Genomic DNA, 15,353 nt, shown 5'->3' with positions numbered 1-15,353 from the left:
GTTATGACTAACGGTCCTTCCATTACTTTCAGTCATCGTTTTAAAGAATGTCCGGATGTAACGATCATTAAGGCCTGGCCGAATTTCTCCGATTACAGTGAGGAAGAGAAACAGCGGATAAGGACGGCTGAAAAGATCTACTACCCCACGCCACTCTATATCGATCTTTTTATTACCCTGGGGAAAAAAATATTCCCCAGCCGGGAAACGTACGTTTACTCAGGAGATAAGATCAAACAAACAGCCCTATTTCAATTTTTAAGGATTCCCCATCCCCGAACCCGAATATATTTCGGTCAACAGAAGAGCAGGATCAAAAAAGAATTCCCCTTTCCATTCATTGCAAAAATTCCCAGGGGCTCTTCTATGGGTCGGGGGGTATTCTTGATTCGTGATGAGGAAGGGTTGAACCGTTATCTTCGCCGCTCCCCGGTGGCCTATATCCAAGAATATCTCCCTCTGGACCGGGATCTCCGAGTGATACTCATTGGTCACCAGATGGTCCTGTCCTATTGGAAAATTGCCCGCGAAGGGGAATTCCGGAATAATTTGGCCCAAGGGGCCTTACTCGGGTTTAGTGATATACCCGACGAGGCTCTGGAGTTTGCCCTGCAGGTTACACAAAGGTGCAATTTTGATGACGTAGGATTGGATTTATGCCATACTCCCGAGAAGGGATGGATGGTTCTGGAGGCTAATATGAACTACGGCCATCAGGCCTTGAAAGAAAAAGGGTTGAATATCCGTCAGGTGCTGAGGGACTTAATGATACAAGGAAAAATTTAATATGATGGTTTTAGAGTTAAAATGCGCCAATGCGCATCATTTTGAAGGCTGGTTTGCCAGTACCGAGAATTTTTTAAGGCAAAAGTCTGCGGGGGAAATCCATTGCCCGGTTTGTGAGGATAATCAAATCAGCCAAGCCCTTTCACCTGTGGCCATAAAACGCCATCCCCGATTTCCCCAGGAGGTGGAAGAAACGCCTGATCCTTTTAAGAAATTACAACAATTTTATAAATATATTGAAGAAAATTTTGAAGAGGTAGGGACTGAATTTACCAAAGAGGCCTTAAAAATACATTATGGGGTGGCTGAAAATCGAAATATCCGGGGGACCTCGACAGCCGAAGAAGAAAAAACCTTAACAGAGGAAGGAGTTGAATTTTATAAAATCCCTGTGCCCAAGGCGGACCATTAGAGACCTTCGGCGCTGCATGATACCGGACCAAGTGAAGTGGGGTATCAGTTTAACTAAATCATCCTGCGGACAGAAATCTTTCTTCCTCCGACGGAGGATGGAAGTTGCTCAGTATCCTATGGAACCTGAGCAAAACATGTAAATCCCGTTAATCCTGTCTAATAATTTTTCAAAAATCTAAAATGTTACGGTGTGGGTGTTTATGCACTACCCGATAACAATCCGCAATCTGAAATCCGCAATCGTTTAGTGGTAATACCCGGAATGGATCATGCCTAATTTTTTTATCTGGAAAATTTTGCCCAGTTCCTGAAGGAGATGATTGGTAGATTCTTCGATTTTTTCAAGGTCCCGTTCACTTAAAAGCTCAGGTTGAAAATGGGTTATCAAGTCTCTCAAGTTTTCCAATTGATGAATGATATCCAACTGGATAGCCTGTCCTCCCATAAATTCATGGACTTCTAAAATAGTTTGGAGACAATTTTGCAAACGGACTTGCCTCTGGTGCGTTTGGGTTTTAACGGGTTGAATTGCTCTCATGATGTCAATATCAGGGGGTGTTATTCTAAAACCCGTTGATTTGGAGCCGGGTTTGTACAAACACCTGATACATCTCCTTCCACAGGATCCAGGATTTTTTTATACGGTCGATAATATCGGTCAGTTTTTCCGGTTCGAGCACTAAATTCACGCTATGGGAAAAGGCGGAAAGCCTGTCTCCGGATTTGATATTTTTGCCGATCCAAACCACAAACAGTTCTCTTCTCGGGACGGCGGGCATTCTTTGGATATATTCCAATAATTGATTTTGTCCGCTGTCGTTGTCCATAAAACCTTCGGAAAGGATTAAAAGGGTCGGTTGACCAAACCGGAGGATAGAAAGGACCTCATCTATTTGGCCTGCAATTAAAGGGGATCCCCCGGCGGCCTGAAGGGCTTTGACCACCGGTTCAACCCAGAGGGTTTGAACGGCAACCTCAACCGTCAACTCCGCCAAAGGAAACTCGTCGCTATTGGTCCACAGTTGGTTTATGCCGGTCTTCATTTCCGATATTCCTGATCCAACCCAAGACCTTCGATGTCGGTGGTTTTTTCTCCCCGACGGCTCTTTATCTGATCCAGACCCCGCTGAACGACCGCCCGTTTGGAGGCAAAGAGCATGGCCGTTTCTTCGGCAATAAGCTCTTGATGAAATTTTGAAATAATATCCTGATCGAAGGTCTGACATCCGAAGGGCCGACTGGTCTCAATGACCTCATAGAAGGTCTTGTCCTCGGTTTCTCCATGAACGATAAGATCTTGAATCCGAAGGTTGTTGGTCATAATTTCAAAAACAGCTACCCGGCCCTGATCGCTCCGGGGCAAGAGTCTTTGACTGACAATCCAACGCAGGGCCCCGGCCGTGCGGGCCCGGATCTGCCTTTCTTCTTCCTGATTAAAAAAGCCCAGAATCCGGTTTAGGGTTTGGGTGGCATCAACCGTATGGAGGGTGCTGAAGACCAGGTGGCCGGTTTCAGCGGCTGTCAAGGCGATTTCCATGGTCTCCCGGTCGCGGATTTCCCCCACCAGGATGACTTTCGGTGCCTGCCGCAAGGCAGCCCTGAGCCCATGGGCAAAAGAATCGAAATCGGTGCCTAATTCCCGCTGGTTAACAGTGGCCTTTTTGTGGGTATGGACCAGTTCCACAGGGTCTTCCAGGGTGATTACATGAACCGGGAAATTTTCATTGATTTCATCGATAATAGAGGCCAGGGAGGTGGTTTTGCCTGTTCCGGTGGCCCCGGTAAAAAAAATAATCCCGTTTTTTTCCTGGGCCAATTTTTTAAAAACCAAGGGCAGACCCAGTTGGCTGATGGTCGGCACGTCGACCGGAAGTTTGCGCATAACGATACTGTAACTGTTTCTTTGGGAAAAGATGTTTACCCGAAAGCGGGCCTTTTCCTGGATGGTATAGGAAAAGTCACAAGAACCTTCTCGGACCAGGGTATCTATTTTCCGGCGGTCCGACTGTAACAGATTCAGGGCAATGACCTCGGTTTGAAAGGGGGTCAATACTTTGGTCGATAAATTTAATTGAACCGGTACCAGGTTGCCATAGATTTCCACCTGTAACGGACAACCAACGGTCATATTGATGTCCGAAATTTGTGGGTAGGTATCGACTATTTTTGCTATGAGGCTGTCCAGTTCTGCCTGTCGCATATTTTTAATTCTTCTCTAATTGTAACGAAGTAGTTGTCGTTCCTTTGATCTTTCATCTCCTGGCTATATTTCCGTAAAGTCTGTTACCATTTCTCCCAAATAGGGTTTAAATTTTTCTTTATCGACACACTTATTATAGGCTTCTTCCCCGGAAATCCATCTTTTTTTTAAGTACTCCATTATGGCATCATCCAGCGATTGCATGCCGAATTTTTTGCCGGTCTGGATGACCGAAGGAATTTGATAGGTTTTTCCCTCCCGGACCAAATTGCGTACGGCATGGGTGGCGATCAGGATTTCCATGGCGGCTACCCGGCCTTTCCGGTCAATGCGCCTAAAGAGGGTTTGGGAGATAACGGCACGCAGGGCATCAGCCAGAGTAGCCCGAATCTGGGCCTGTTGATCGGCTGGAAAAACCTCTATGATGCGATCCACTGTCTTGGAGGCACTGATCGTATGCAAGGTCGCAAAAACCAGATGGCCTGTTTCGGCGGCTTCTATGGCCAGGGAAACCGTTTCGAGGTCTCTCATTTCCCCCACCAGGATGATGTCCGGGTCTTCCCGCAAGGCCCCCCTCAAGGCCGTGGCAAAAGAGCGGGTATGTCTCCCGATTTCCCGGTGATTTACCGTGCAATTGATATTTTGATGCACGAATTCGATCGGATCTTCTATGGTCAAAATATGATCTTTCCGGGAACGGTTGGCCTGGTCGATAATGGCTGCCAAGGTGGTCGATTTGCCGCTCCCGGTTGGACCGGTCACCAAAACCAATCCTTTGGGCAAAGAAGCCAGTCGTTTAATGACCATCGGGAGCCCGAGGTCCTCCACGGTCAATATTTGACTGGGGATCTCCCGGAAGACCGCGCCCACCCCGTAAAGTTGACGGAAAAAGTTGCCCCGATAGCGGGCCAGTCCGGGGATTTCATAGGCGAAATCCAGATCTCCGGTTTCTTCAAACAGTTTTATTTTTTCTTCCGGGGTTATTTCATAAAGCAGGGCCTTCAGTTCGTCATTCTCCAGGATTTTATATTTTACCCGTTCCAGCTCTCCTCGTATCCGGAGGATGGGCTGGGAGCCTGAAGACAGATGAAGGTCAGAAGCCCCTTGCTCATGCATTAATTTAAAAAAGGCGTCTATCTGGGCCATTGGTCGTCTCGTTCCATGACAGGATTAAACAGGATTTACAAGTTTTTTGCACTGGCTCCGAAGGGTCATGAGCGCCTTCGATCCGCATCGTTTCTTATCCCTTATCTTTCAGACATCCGGATTCATGGATGGCATTAATGAATCAACCAGTTAATAATCCAACTGACCAGACTGATTATCAAAGCACCGATGACCGCCGGCCAAAAGCCTTCAATAATAAAGCCTTTAATCAGAAGGGATACCGTATAAAGCATCATTCCGTTAATGATCAAAGTGAACAATCCCAGGGTCAGGATATTAATCGGGAGAGTCAATATAATCAGGATGGGGCGGATAACGGCATTCAGGATCCCCAACAAGGCCGCCGCCACCAGCAAAGACCAGGAACCGGAAACCGCTATTCCCCTGACCAGATAGGTGGTGATATAAAGGGCCAGGGCGTTGATCAGCCATTTTATTAAGATGGTTTTCATACTTTATTAATTAGCATATTTGCTCAGGGGAGTAAATTTTATTTTTATTGACTCGGGCCCTTGAAATTTGATAATAAATTGAAGGAAATTGTATCCTTTGTTTATAATAAAATCAGTTTATCTGTTGGAAAGGAGAAATTCATGGCGGCGAAAATAATCAGCGGTGCAGAAGTAGCCAAACAAATTCGAGAAGAATTGAAACAGGAGGTGGAACAACTTAAGGCACAGAAAGGGGTTGTTCCCGGTTTAGTGACCATCCTGGTAGGGGAAAACCCGGCCTCGGTCAGCTATGTAACGGCCAAACAAAAGACCTCAAAAGAATTAGGTTTTTTTTCCATTCAGGACAATCAACCTGCCGATATCAGCGAAGAAGCCCTTTTGGCCTTGATCGACCAATATAATAAAGACCCAAAAATTCATGGAATCCTGGTCCAATTACCCCTCCCAAAACATGTTAATGAAACGAATGTACTCTATGCCATTGATCCTAAAAAAGACGTGGACGGGTTTCATCCGGTCAATGTCGGCAAATTGATGATCGGCGAAGCCGATTACCTCCCCTGTACCCCTGCCGGTATCCAGGAACTCCTGGTTCGCGCCGGCGTCAAGACCAAAGGGGCCGAACTGGTAGTAGTCGGTCGTTCCAATATCGTTGGAAAACCCATTGCCAACATCATGCTTCAAAAGAAAGAGGGGGCCAATTCCACGGTGACTATCGTCCATACCGGTACGCCTCCGGAAAAGGTGATCGAACACTGCCGCCGGGCCGATATCCTGGTCGTAGCAGCCGGGGTAGCCAAATATGTTAAAGCCGACTGGGTCAAAGAAGGAGCCGCGGTGATTGACGTAGGCGTTAACCGGATCGGTATGAGCGAATCGGGCAAGGCCATCCTGGCTGGAGATGTGGATTTTGAAACGGTCAAGGAAAAGGCCGGATTGATTACTCCCGTACCGGGTGGGGTAGGGCCTATGACCATTACCATGCTGATGAAGAATACGGTTAAAGCCGCCAAACTGGCGGCAGGAAAATAACGATTTAAAGAACGTTCGCTTTTCCCGAACGTAAGTATTAAGGTTCTTAAACCGCTTGGATCCATAAGATGGACTGGGACGGGGAGATAAAGAAAAAAGACCCCTGAACACTGTCCAGGGGTCTTTTTTTTGGGGGGAGCGTAGTATGGGCTTAGCCTTCAGTCATTTTTCAATATAAAAACCCAATTTTCCGAACATTGAACATTTTTACCGAATCAAGGAGGGGGCATGGAACGAAAAAAGGTTACGATTCAAGATTTACAGGCCAAGAAAAAGGAAGGCAAAAAAATAACCATGTTGACCGCCTACGATTGCGCTATGGCCTCTTTTATTGATCAGGCCGGGATAGATATGATCTTAGTCGGCGATTCGGTAGGCATGGTGGTTTTAGGCTATGATTCCACGGTTCCGGTGACCATGGAGGAGATGATCCATCACTGCAAGGCGGTGCGTAGAGGAATGCGCTTTGCCTTTCTGGTGGGGGATATGCCCTTTATGTCTTATAATATCTCCCGGGAAGAAGCCATCCGGAACGCCGGCCGGTTTATGAAAGAGTCCGGTTGCGATGCGGTTAAATTGGAAGGGGGGGGGGAGGTAGCGGAAACAATCAAGGCTATTGTAGAGGCCGGGATCCCGGTAGTGGCCCACATCGGGTTGACTCCGCAAACCGCCGGTAAATTAGGGGGCTTCCGGGTCCAGGGAAAAGACCTGGCTTCGGCTCGTAAACTGTTGGATTCGGCCCTGGCCATCGAAGAAGCCGGGGCTTTTTCAGTGGTTATGGAATGCATCCCGGACAAGTTGGCCGGTTTGATTTCACAGTCTTTAAGAATACCCACTATCGGCATCGGTGCAGGTCCGGAATGCGACGGGCAGGTCCTGGTTACCAATGACCTGTTGGGATTATTTGAGAAGTTCCTGCCTAAATTTGTCAAACAATATGTTCAGTTTTTCCCGATGATTAAAGAAGCACTGGCAACCTATAAACAGGAGGTGGAAACCGGTACATTTCCCGGCCCGGAGCATTCCTTTGTCATGGATGGCCAGGAATTAAGGGGGCTAAAGGATAAGAAGAAAGGTCAAAAAAAATAAGGAGAAAGCCAATGAAAATCGGGATCGTCGGCCCTGGGGCCATGGGTTGCCTCCTGGCCGGGAATATGGTCCGGGCCGGAAATGAGGTTTTGCTTCTGGATCATGAAAAAGAACGGGCCGAAGTCATTAATCTGCAAGGTCTAAGCGTAGAAGGTATCCGGGGAGCCTTTCAAGTCAAGGTTCCGGTTACTTTGAATCCTTTGGAACTATCGCAGGTGGAATTGATCATTAACTGCGTCAAGGCTTATGATACGCGAACCGTGGCCCGGACCCTAAAGGACATCGATCCAGGGCCTTATTTCTTAACTCTCCAGAATGGTGTGGGCAACGTAGAACACCTTGGAGAATATCTCCCAAAAGAAAAAATTCTGGCCGGCATTACTTCTCACGGGGCCACTGATCTAGGACCGGGTCAGGTGCGTCATGCCGGGCAGGGAGATACCTTTATCGGTTATGGTTTCCCGGAAATGGATAGAGGACCGGATTCCGACTCTCTATTAAAAATGATCCAGGAGATGCTTACCCAGGCCGGATTTAAGACCAAGTCGGTGCCCAAGGTTCAAAACCTTATCTGGAGCAAACTGTTGATCAATGTCGGTATCAACGCCCTGACCGCCCTGACCCGGTTGCCGAATGGAAAACTTCTTGATTTCCCTGGGACCCGGATAATCCTGGAAGAGGCCGTTCAGGAGGGACTCTTGGTCGGAAAGCAGAAGGGAATAGAATTCATCTATGCCGATCCCCTGGAACAAGTTAAAAAGGTTTGCCGGTTGACCGGTTCCAATGTTTCCTCCATGCTCCAGGATGTCTTAAAGCAAAAGAGGACCGAAATCGATTTTATTAACGGTGTGATTATGAAGGAGGGGGCGATTTACCATATCCCGGTTCCGATTAACCGGGTACTGACCTGTTTGATTAAGACCATTGAGGAATCCTATGGACAGAGCGTCTGGGACGGTTCTTTTATTTCCCAAACCACCGGAAGTCTTTAGTACGAAAATAACGTTCAGGGATCGGGGGTCAGGGATCGGGGGTCGGCGAAAGACATTTTCATTCTTCGTAGTGCCCGACCCGGGCATGAGCGCTTAATAGGAAAATACGGTTCAGGGTTCAAGGTTCAAGGTTCGGAAAAACCTATTTTCATCTTTTGTGGTGCTGGCTTGAGGCCTGCATGAGTGCTTAGTTCGAAAATAGTATTCAGGGGTCGGGGGTCAGTTAAAGAATAGAGTTGCAAGATGCAAGTTTCAAGTTGCAAGGGGAAAACCTTGTACCTTGCCTTTCGCCTATTGCCCATAGCCCATCGCCTTAAAACATTTACATGATTCGTGGCACCCCCCTCATACCTCCTGGCCCATTGCCTATAGCCTATTGCCTGTCGCCTCCTACATTTAAATTTCCATGTTCCATGCCATCCCACAAGGGGCATGAGTTTAATACCCCCATTAAAAACATTCCCGAAAATAAAAATTGTGCAACATGACTTGCTTTTTGTGCATTCTGAAGGTTTGATTTTAACGCCTGTTCAATGTATCTTGCTTAAATAATTGAATATTTATATTTGAGGGTCCCTGGCATAAGATTTGCTAAATTAAATCTATTTAAAGATTTACAAATTCCCCTTTTTCACCTGGGATGGAGAAGGGCGCATTTAATAATTAAGAAGAGGGAAATTCTATGGCCAGTCTGGAAAAATTGATTAAGGAGTATTACTCGACAAACAGGGATAAACTGATCGATTGTCCTTTACAACCCGGGAATTTAAAAATAACGAAAAGGGCCTGCCTTAAACGGATAAAATCAGCCCAAAAGAAAAGATTTGAAAACCCCAGACCCGAAGACCTTTTTAATTATTTCGTTTATCAAGGGTTATTGCGCTGCCAACAATGTCCGATTATTAATAATGGGATGCCTGTTAAAAGGAGCCATGGATAGATAACCATGGATCATCCGATCATGATTCTGCATATAGATAAAGACTACCAGGCCTTTTATTGGATTCTCCGGGATCCAGGCAAGATTATCTCTCAGATTACCATTCCCCAGGCTATGCAGCTTTTAAAGACCTTTGAATTTGATCTGATTGTCTCAGAACCTCAGAACCTGGCCATTCTCAAATCAGCCGTTGCAGACAAGGCCAATCCGGAGGATGGTGATTTTAATGCCGACTCCCAAATCCTGCAACCGCCGCGCCGGCCAGCAACTTCTTAGACCCTGCGTCGGGAGGGCTGAAGAAATTGGGATCTCACGGGCTTTTTACGAATCCATCAAGAATAGTTATCTGCGGGTATCGGCGAAAATCTGCGTCCTAATTTAAATTACGAATGGAAGCCATGAAAAATACCGGTCTGAGGATTATAACAGGATCAGTCATTTTATTTTGTACCTATCTGACCAGTCTCTACAGCTTCCTCCTGTTTCATACCCTGGTGGAAATATTCAGCATCTTAATCGGTTTCGGGATTTTTCTGATCACCTGGAATACCCGCCGATTATTGGACAATAATTATCTGATGTTTTTAGGTTTGGCCTATCTCTTTATTGGGGGACTGGATCTTTTTCATACCCTGGCTTATAAAGGCATGAATATTTTCACGGGATACGGTCCAAATTTGGCGACAGCCCTTTGGATTGCCGCCAGATATTTACAAGGTTTTTCCTTCCTGATCGCTCCTTATTTCCTGGGCAAAAAACTCAAGCCTTTATTCGTTTTGAGTAGTTACGGTACCGTTACCGGATTGTTCCTGATATCTATTTTTTACTGGGGTATCTTTCCGGTCTGTTATGTTGACGGGATTGGATTAACCCCTTTTAAAATAATCAGCGAATATATTATCTCAACGATCTTATTGCTTTCCATAATTTTGTTACTGCAAAAAAAGGCCGATTTCGATCTTCTGATAATACACTATTTAATTGCTTCTTTGTTGCTGAGTGTCGGAGCAGAGTTGATGTTCACTTTTTACATCGGCGTTTATGACTTTTCTAATATAATGGGGCATCTGTTAAAATTGCTTTCCTCTTATTTTTTATATAAGGCCATCATCGAAACCGGCCTGACCAAACCTTACAGCCTTCTTTTCAGAAGCTTAAAACAAAGGGAAGGGGACCTTGAATTTAAAAAAAATGAGGCCGAGGAAGCGATGGTCCAAGCGAAATCGGCTAACCGGGCCAAGTCGGATTTTTTGGCCAATATGTCTCATGAACTATGGACCCCTTTAAATTCCATTATCGGTTTCACTGAAGTCCTGCTGGACCAGTTGTTTGGAAAACAAAACGAAAAACAAATTACTTACTTGAAAAATATCTATAGCAGCGGCCGGCACCTCCTGAAACTGATCAACGATATCCTGGACCTGTCGAAGGTAGAGGCGGGGAAGATGGAGCTTGAATCCAGCCGATTTCCTTTGAAACAGGTGTTAGAAGCTTCGCTAACCATGCTCAAGGAAAAGGCCATAACGCACAATATAAAAATAAATCTGGAAATAACCCCTGATGCGGACCAGGTGATCGAGGCCGATGAACGTAGACTCAAACAGATTCTCTTTAATCTCCTGAGCAATGCCGTGAAATTTACGCCGGATGGAGGCTCAGTTCGTCTGACGGCGAAACGAATTCGGAGTGGGGAGTCCGGGGTTTGGAGTAAAGGAGTCTACGGACTCCATACTAAAAACATCGAACCGGATATTGATTTCATCGAAATCAGCATCGAAGACAACGGTATCGGCATCAAAAAAGAAGATCTCTCCAGGCTCTTTAAGGAATTTACGCAACTGGAATCGGTTTATAGTAAAAATCACGAAGGCACAGGATTGGGTCTGGCCCTGACCAAACGTTTGGTGGAACTCCATGGGGGGAGAATCCGGGTCGCAAGTGAAGGAGAAGGGAAGGGGTGCAGGTTTTGGTTTGAAATACCCCTTGAACGAAAAATCGGAGACGAAAGGTAATGCCACAGGCGGCTGTTCATCGCGGCCTAAGGGAAAAGAGGGAAAAAATGAGCGCCAAGATATTAGTGATTGAAGACAATCCTTCAAACCGTCTTCTGGTCAAGGATATTCTCGAATTCAGGGGCTATCTGGTGATCGAAGCCGAGAATGGAAAGGAAGGGATTATGGCTGCCGGGGAACATCTCCCGGACTTGATCTTTATGGACTTGCAGATGCCGGTGATGAATGGATTTGAGGCCTGCCGAAGAATCAAGGATGATCCCCGGACCCGGCATCTGAAAATTGTTGCCCTGACCTCTTTTGCCATGAAAGGAGAGCAGGAGAAGGTTATGGCCTCGGGGTTTGATGGCTACATTCCCAAACCGATTGATACCCGGGAGTTGCCGTTGAAAGTCGAAAAGTTTTTGGAAAAGGGAGTGTAGCATTCTTCAATCACATAAGAGGACCCATAAAAAGGAAGCCTATATGGATAGGGATTTGAAGAAGTCGTTAGAAAAACTGGAAGATGGACTTTTTAAAAGCCCGGCGGTCATCTATTGCTGTAAGGCCGGAGAAGATCGGGTGGTCACTTTTGTCAGTAAAAATGTTCAGGAACAATTAGGCTATGACCATCAACAGTTCCTCAAAAATTCCAGGTTTTGGGTTGAGCACCTTCATCCGGAAGATATCCCTCTGGTTCTAAGCGAACTCTCTTGTCTCTCCGAAAGGGGTAGCCTTATTCTCGAATACCGATTTCTTCACCGGAACGGATCTTATCGCTGGTTGCGGGATGATCTGCGCCTGATTCCTGACTCCCGGGGGACTTCGTTAGGGTATGTCGGCACCTGGGTGGATGTGACCGATTACAAGGAAATGAAACAGGAATTGGCGGAGCGAACGAGGCTGGCCGGTTTTATCGCCGAAATAGGATTTGTTCTGACCCGGACCGAATCCTTAAAAGAAGTGTTGACCTATTTCCCTGAGGCCATGGTGCGACATTTGGAAGGGGTTTTTGCCAGGGTCTGGACCTTTAACCAGGCGGAGCAGGTGTTGGAACTCCAGGCCAGCGCCGGGCTTTACACCCGGCTCCATGGGAGCTATAGTCGAATACCACTCGGAGAATTTATGGTCGGTCGTATCGCTCAGAAAGGAGGCCCTTATCTGAGCAATGATTTACAAAACGATCCTTGGATCCAGGATAAAGACTGGGCCAGGGAAACGGGGATAACCTCTTGCGCCGGATATCCCTTGATTATGGAGGATGATCTGATCGGGGTGATCATTTTATTCGCACGGCATCCCCTTTCGGAGCATACCCTGAATGCCCTGGATACCGCCCGCGATATGCTTTCCATCAGCCTGGATCGTTATCACAAAATGGAGGAGGTCAAACGATCGGAGGAGCATTTTAAACAGCTTTTTGAATCTGCCCCTGATCCCTACTACCTCATTGATTCCCAGGGGATTTTGGTGAACACCAATAAGGCTGCCGAGGATCTGACCGGTTATAAACGAGAGGAAGTAATTGGGGCGAATATCCTTCAGACACCACTGATACCTCCCGGAGAGTTGGTAAACGCCGCCTCCCGTTTAGCTAAGAGGCAGAAGGGTGAAAGTGTGGCTGCGGAAGAACTTACCCTTTGCCGGAAAGATGGCCGGATCGTAACCGTGGAACTTCGATCCGTTCCCATAGAAAGCAACCAGCAAACACTCTTTTTGGGCCTTGCCCATGATGTTACCGAACGGAAACAGAATCAGGAGACCCTGCATAAACTCAATGAAGAACTCCATAGACAATTAATGGAGAAAGAAGAAGCCAAACTCCAGGCCGAAACCGCCAACAAGGCCAAAGACGACTTTTTGTCCAACATGAGTCATGAACTGACCACGCCCCTGAATGCTGTTATCGGTTTTTCCGAGGTCCTGGTCGATGAATATTTCGGCAAACTCAATGAAAAACAAAAAGTGTATTTACAAAATATTTTGAAGGGAGGGCATCATCTCTATGAACTGCTCAAAAATGTCCTGGACATCTCCCGTTTCGAAGCCGGAGAGACCGATTTCTCTCAAACCGATTTTCGATTAAAGGATCTTTTGTATTCATCCTGGCTACTATTTAAAGAGAAGGCTACCAAGGCAGGGATTTCCATGAATTTGGAAATAGCCCCCGAAGCGGACCTGATCATCGAAACCGATCAAATGAAACTGAAACAAATCCTGATGAATCTCTTAAGTAATGCCCTGAAGTTTAATCGGGAAGGGGGTTCTGTTCGCTTGACGGCCAAATGCGTTCGGGGTTCGGAATTCGGAGTTCGAAGTGAAGAACTCTCCGAATCCGCTGATTTTGATACAATCATAATCAGCATTGAAGACACGGGTATCGGGATTAAAGAAGAGGATTTACCGAAACTCTTCAAGGATTTTGTGCAACTCGAATCCCCAGAAACAAAAAAACACAGGGGCGCCGGACTGGGACTGGCTTTGACCAGAAGATTGGTGGAATTGCTTGGCTGTCAAATTCGGGTGGAAAGTGTCCTTGAGAAGGGTTCTAAATTCAGTTTATTCATTCCGATTCATTAAGAAAGGATCTAAGATGGACCCCAAAAACCAAAAAATACTCTGTGTAGATGATGACCTGACCAATCTGACCTTACTCGAGGCCATGCTGAAGCCAAAGGGGTATCAGGTCATTACTGTGGACAGCGGGCAGGATGCCTTGGAGAAATTAAAAAGCGAAGCCTTTGACCTGGTGCTATTGGATGTCATGATGCCGGAGATCAACGGTTACGAGGTCTGTCGAAGGATCAAAGAAGACCCTTTGATTAAGGACATCCCGGTTGTTATGGTGACCGCCTTAGCCGATAGAGGCTCCAAAATTAAAGGTCTGGAGGCGGGAGCCAATGAATTTCTTTCCAAGCCCCTCGATGGGGTGGAACTCCAGGTAAGGACCCGGAACTTGTTAAGAATAAAGGAGGTGGAAGATTTTCTCAAAAATCACAATCAACATCTGGCCTATCAGGTGGCTGAAAAGACCAAAGAACTCCGCGATGCCTTCATCGATACCATTTTGCGGCTGACCCTGGCTGCCGAATATAAAGATGAAGACACTGCCCTCCACATTACCCGGACCAGCTACTATACCCAATATTTAGCCCGGAAACTGGGGTTTTCCGAGGAGGAGGTTCAAACCATGTTTTATGCCTGTCCCATGCATGATGTAGGAAAAATAGGCATCGCCGACGGCATCCTTTTGAAACCGGACCGTCTTACCTGTAAGGAATTTGAGGTCATGAAGACCCACACGACCATCGGGGCTTCTATATTGAAAGGATCTCCTTCACCCATTCTGGTTTCTGCCGAGCGGTTCGCCCGTTATCATCATGAATGCTGGGATGGGAGCGGGTATCCTCAGGGGCTTAAAGGGGAAGAGATCCCCATGGAAGGCAGGATCTTTAATCTCATCGATCAATATGACGCCCTGCGCAGCCGGAGGCCCTATAAATCGGCCTTCAGACATGAAAAGGCTTTCGAGGTCCTGACCGAAGGGGATGACCGGACCATGCCCACCCACTTTGATCCCAGGGTCTTTGAAGCTTTCAGGGATAATCATCAGGTTTTTGCAACCATATACGAACAGCATTCGAATGAGAAATGAACTTGGTAAGGGCCTCACCTGCAAATCCACCGACGGCCTGGATCAAACCCAGGCCGTCGGTGGATTTAAAAACGATGCTGGATACTTGATTAAAAAGTAAGAGAGCTTTGCGCTTGTTTTAAATAAGGCAGCAGTCCTCCGGACAAGAGGATATCGATCTTGTCTGCCGGCACCATGGCCCGGAAGAGTATTTTTTTCTTCTTGGTTTGATTGATGACTTCAATAGATAGCCCTTTCCGGATGGCCTTTTTTACCCTTTGAAATTCAAGCCGGTCATCCTGGTCCAGGGTATCATAGTCCCCGGGTTCCACAAAAACCAGGGGGATGATCCCGTAATTGATCAAATTACTTAAATGGATTCGGGCAAAGGATTTGGCCAGCACGGCCTGAATACCCAGGTACATGGGGGCCAAGGCCGCATGTTCCCTGGATGAACCCTGGCCGTAGTTTTCTCCCCCTACAATCACCCCACCCCTGGCCTTCAAGGCCCTTTCTGAAAAAGCCGGATCCAGGCGGTGGAAGGTATATCGGGAAATGGCCGGGATATTGGACCGAAAGGGTAAGACTTCCGATCCTCCAGGAAGGATATCATCGGTTGTAATGTGGTCTCCCGCTTTGATCAAGACCTGCGCCTT

The 15,353-nt window shown here is 46.8% G+C and carries 17 protein-coding genes; 11 read left to right on the top strand and 6 right to left on the bottom strand.

All coding sequences use genetic code 11. The features are described from left to right. Window positions 1–3: 3 nt before the first annotated feature. Both HY879_16165 and HY879_16160 read left to right on the top strand, forming a co-directional pair. Complete coding sequence (locus tag HY879_16165; GenBank protein MBI5604874.1) at window positions 4–786, top strand: RimK family alpha-L-glutamate ligase; 783 nt, start codon at window positions 4–6, stop codon at window positions 784–786. 1 nt (window position 787) lies between these two features. Beyond that, window positions 788–1,198 (top strand): DUF1178 family protein, encoded by a 411-nt coding sequence (locus tag HY879_16160; GenBank protein ID MBI5604873.1) that lies wholly within the window; start codon window positions 788–790, stop codon window positions 1,196–1,198. A gap of 246 nt (window positions 1,199–1,444) precedes the next feature. Here HY879_16160 and HY879_16155 read toward each other — a convergent pair whose 3' ends face one another. The 5 genes from HY879_16155 to HY879_16135 form a co-directional block, all read right to left on the bottom strand. Further along, the gene (locus HY879_16155; protein MBI5604872.1) at window positions 1,445–1,738 is read right to left on the bottom strand and encodes a hypothetical protein; all 294 of its coding nucleotides are present in this window, start codon (window positions 1,736–1,738) and stop codon (window positions 1,445–1,447) included. Window positions 1,739–1,763: 25 nt separating this feature from the next. Then, complete coding sequence (locus tag HY879_16150) at window positions 1,764–2,243, bottom strand: hypothetical protein (GenBank protein MBI5604871.1); 480 nt, start codon at window positions 2,241–2,243, stop codon at window positions 1,764–1,766. After that, complete coding sequence (locus HY879_16145; GenBank protein MBI5604870.1) at window positions 2,240–3,400, bottom strand: PilT/PilU family type 4a pilus ATPase; 1,161 nt, start codon at window positions 3,398–3,400, stop codon at window positions 2,240–2,242. Before HY879_16145 ends, HY879_16150 begins: the two co-directional genes overlap by 4 nt. Before the next feature lie 63 nt (window positions 3,401–3,463). Further along, window positions 3,464–4,546, bottom strand: coding sequence for a type IV pilus twitching motility protein PilT (locus tag HY879_16140; protein ID MBI5604869.1), 1,083 nt, complete (start codon window positions 4,544–4,546; stop codon window positions 3,464–3,466). Between the two features lie 134 nt (window positions 4,547–4,680). Further along, entirely contained in the window at window positions 4,681–5,019 is a 339-nt protein-coding gene (locus HY879_16135) for a phage holin family protein (GenBank protein ID MBI5604868.1), read from the bottom strand. Between the two features lie 141 nt (window positions 5,020–5,160). Between HY879_16135 and HY879_16130 the strand changes: the two genes are divergently transcribed. The 9 genes from HY879_16130 to HY879_16090 all read left to right on the top strand — a co-directional run bounded on the left by HY879_16130 (window position 5,161) and on the right by HY879_16090 (window position 14,718). Then, complete coding sequence (locus HY879_16130; GenBank protein ID MBI5604867.1) at window positions 5,161–6,051, top strand: bifunctional 5,10-methylene-tetrahydrofolate dehydrogenase/5,10-methylene-tetrahydrofolate cyclohydrolase; 891 nt, start codon at window positions 5,161–5,163, stop codon at window positions 6,049–6,051. A 228-nt stretch (window positions 6,052–6,279) separates the two neighbouring features. Continuing rightward, entirely contained in the window at window positions 6,280–7,140 is an 861-nt protein-coding gene (gene panB / locus HY879_16125; protein ID MBI5604866.1) for a 3-methyl-2-oxobutanoate hydroxymethyltransferase, read from the top strand. Between the two features lie 11 nt (window positions 7,141–7,151). After that, on the top strand, window positions 7,152–8,132 hold the full coding sequence (locus HY879_16120) for a 2-dehydropantoate 2-reductase (protein MBI5604865.1): 981 nt from the start codon (window positions 7,152–7,154) through the stop codon (window positions 8,130–8,132). A 682-nt stretch (window positions 8,133–8,814) separates the two neighbouring features. Further along, on the top strand, window positions 8,815–9,072 hold the full coding sequence (locus HY879_16115; protein MBI5604864.1) for a hypothetical protein: 258 nt from the start codon (window positions 8,815–8,817) through the stop codon (window positions 9,070–9,072). Window positions 9,073–9,078: 6 nt separating this feature from the next. After that, window positions 9,079–9,348: a hypothetical protein gene (locus HY879_16110; GenBank protein ID MBI5604863.1), complete on the top strand. Its 270-nt coding sequence runs from the start codon at window positions 9,079–9,081 to the stop codon at window positions 9,346–9,348. 122 nt (window positions 9,349–9,470) lie between these two features. Then, the gene (locus tag HY879_16105) at window positions 9,471–11,084 is read left to right on the top strand and encodes a hybrid sensor histidine kinase/response regulator (protein MBI5604862.1); all 1,614 of its coding nucleotides are present in this window, start codon (window positions 9,471–9,473) and stop codon (window positions 11,082–11,084) included. A gap of 47 nt (window positions 11,085–11,131) precedes the next feature. Next, a complete protein-coding gene (locus tag HY879_16100) occupies window positions 11,132–11,506 on the top strand; it encodes a response regulator (protein ID MBI5604861.1) in 375 nt (124 codons plus the stop codon). A gap of 43 nt (window positions 11,507–11,549) precedes the next feature. Beyond that, complete coding sequence (locus tag HY879_16095; protein MBI5604860.1) at window positions 11,550–13,643, top strand: PAS domain S-box protein; 2,094 nt, start codon at window positions 11,550–11,552, stop codon at window positions 13,641–13,643. Window positions 13,644–13,656: 13 nt separating this feature from the next. Next, window positions 13,657–14,718, top strand: a complete 1,062-nt coding sequence (locus HY879_16090; protein ID MBI5604859.1) for a response regulator — start codon at window positions 13,657–13,659, stop codon at window positions 14,716–14,718. An 89-nt stretch (window positions 14,719–14,807) separates the two neighbouring features. Here HY879_16090 and HY879_16085 read toward each other — a convergent pair. Then, window positions 14,808–15,353: aconitate hydratase (locus HY879_16085; protein ID MBI5604858.1), on the bottom strand; the 546-nt coding region annotated here is incomplete at its 5' end.

This window comes from Deltaproteobacteria bacterium, from assembly GCA_016219225.1.
Taxonomy (GTDB): domain Bacteria; phylum Desulfobacterota; class RBG-13-43-22; order RBG-13-43-22; family RBG-13-43-22; genus RBG-13-43-22.
Note: the sequence above shows the minus strand (reverse complement) of the source record. Positions and strands in the feature narration are given on the sequence as shown.

Excerpts from the sequence above, each read along its gene's own strand:
- HY879_16150 (MBI5604871.1), bottom strand. The coding sequence starts at position 2,243 with ATGAAGACCGGCATAAACCAACTGTGGACCAATAGCGACGAGTTTCCT.
- HY879_16160 (MBI5604873.1), top strand. The coding sequence starts at position 788 with ATGATGGTTTTAGAGTTAAAATGCGCCAATGCGCATCATTTTGAAGGC.
- HY879_16120 (MBI5604865.1), top strand. The coding sequence starts at position 7,152 with ATGAAAATCGGGATCGTCGGCCCTGGGGCCATGGGTTGCCTCCTGGCC.
- HY879_16090 (MBI5604859.1), top strand. The coding sequence starts at position 13,657 with ATGGACCCCAAAAACCAAAAAATACTCTGTGTAGATGATGACCTGACC.
- HY879_16145 (MBI5604870.1), bottom strand. The coding sequence starts at position 3,400 with ATGCGACAGGCAGAACTGGACAGCCTCATAGCAAAAATAGTCGATACC.
- HY879_16155 (MBI5604872.1), bottom strand. The coding sequence starts at position 1,738 with ATGAGAGCAATTCAACCCGTTAAAACCCAAACGCACCAGAGGCAAGTC.
- panB (MBI5604866.1), top strand. The coding sequence starts at position 6,280 with ATGGAACGAAAAAAGGTTACGATTCAAGATTTACAGGCCAAGAAAAAG.
- HY879_16130 (MBI5604867.1), top strand. The coding sequence starts at position 5,161 with ATGGCGGCGAAAATAATCAGCGGTGCAGAAGTAGCCAAACAAATTCGA.
- HY879_16135 (MBI5604868.1), bottom strand. The coding sequence starts at position 5,019 with ATGAAAACCATCTTAATAAAATGGCTGATCAACGCCCTGGCCCTTTAT.
- HY879_16100 (MBI5604861.1), top strand. The coding sequence starts at position 11,132 with ATGAGCGCCAAGATATTAGTGATTGAAGACAATCCTTCAAACCGTCTT.
- HY879_16165 (MBI5604874.1), top strand. The coding sequence starts at position 4 with ATGACTAACGGTCCTTCCATTACTTTCAGTCATCGTTTTAAAGAATGT.
- HY879_16115 (MBI5604864.1), top strand. The coding sequence starts at position 8,815 with ATGGCCAGTCTGGAAAAATTGATTAAGGAGTATTACTCGACAAACAGG.
- HY879_16110 (MBI5604863.1), top strand. The coding sequence starts at position 9,079 with ATGGATCATCCGATCATGATTCTGCATATAGATAAAGACTACCAGGCC.
- HY879_16105 (MBI5604862.1), top strand. The coding sequence starts at position 9,471 with ATGAAAAATACCGGTCTGAGGATTATAACAGGATCAGTCATTTTATTT.
- HY879_16140 (MBI5604869.1), bottom strand. The coding sequence starts at position 4,546 with ATGGCCCAGATAGACGCCTTTTTTAAATTAATGCATGAGCAAGGGGCT.
- HY879_16095 (MBI5604860.1), top strand. The coding sequence starts at position 11,550 with ATGGATAGGGATTTGAAGAAGTCGTTAGAAAAACTGGAAGATGGACTT.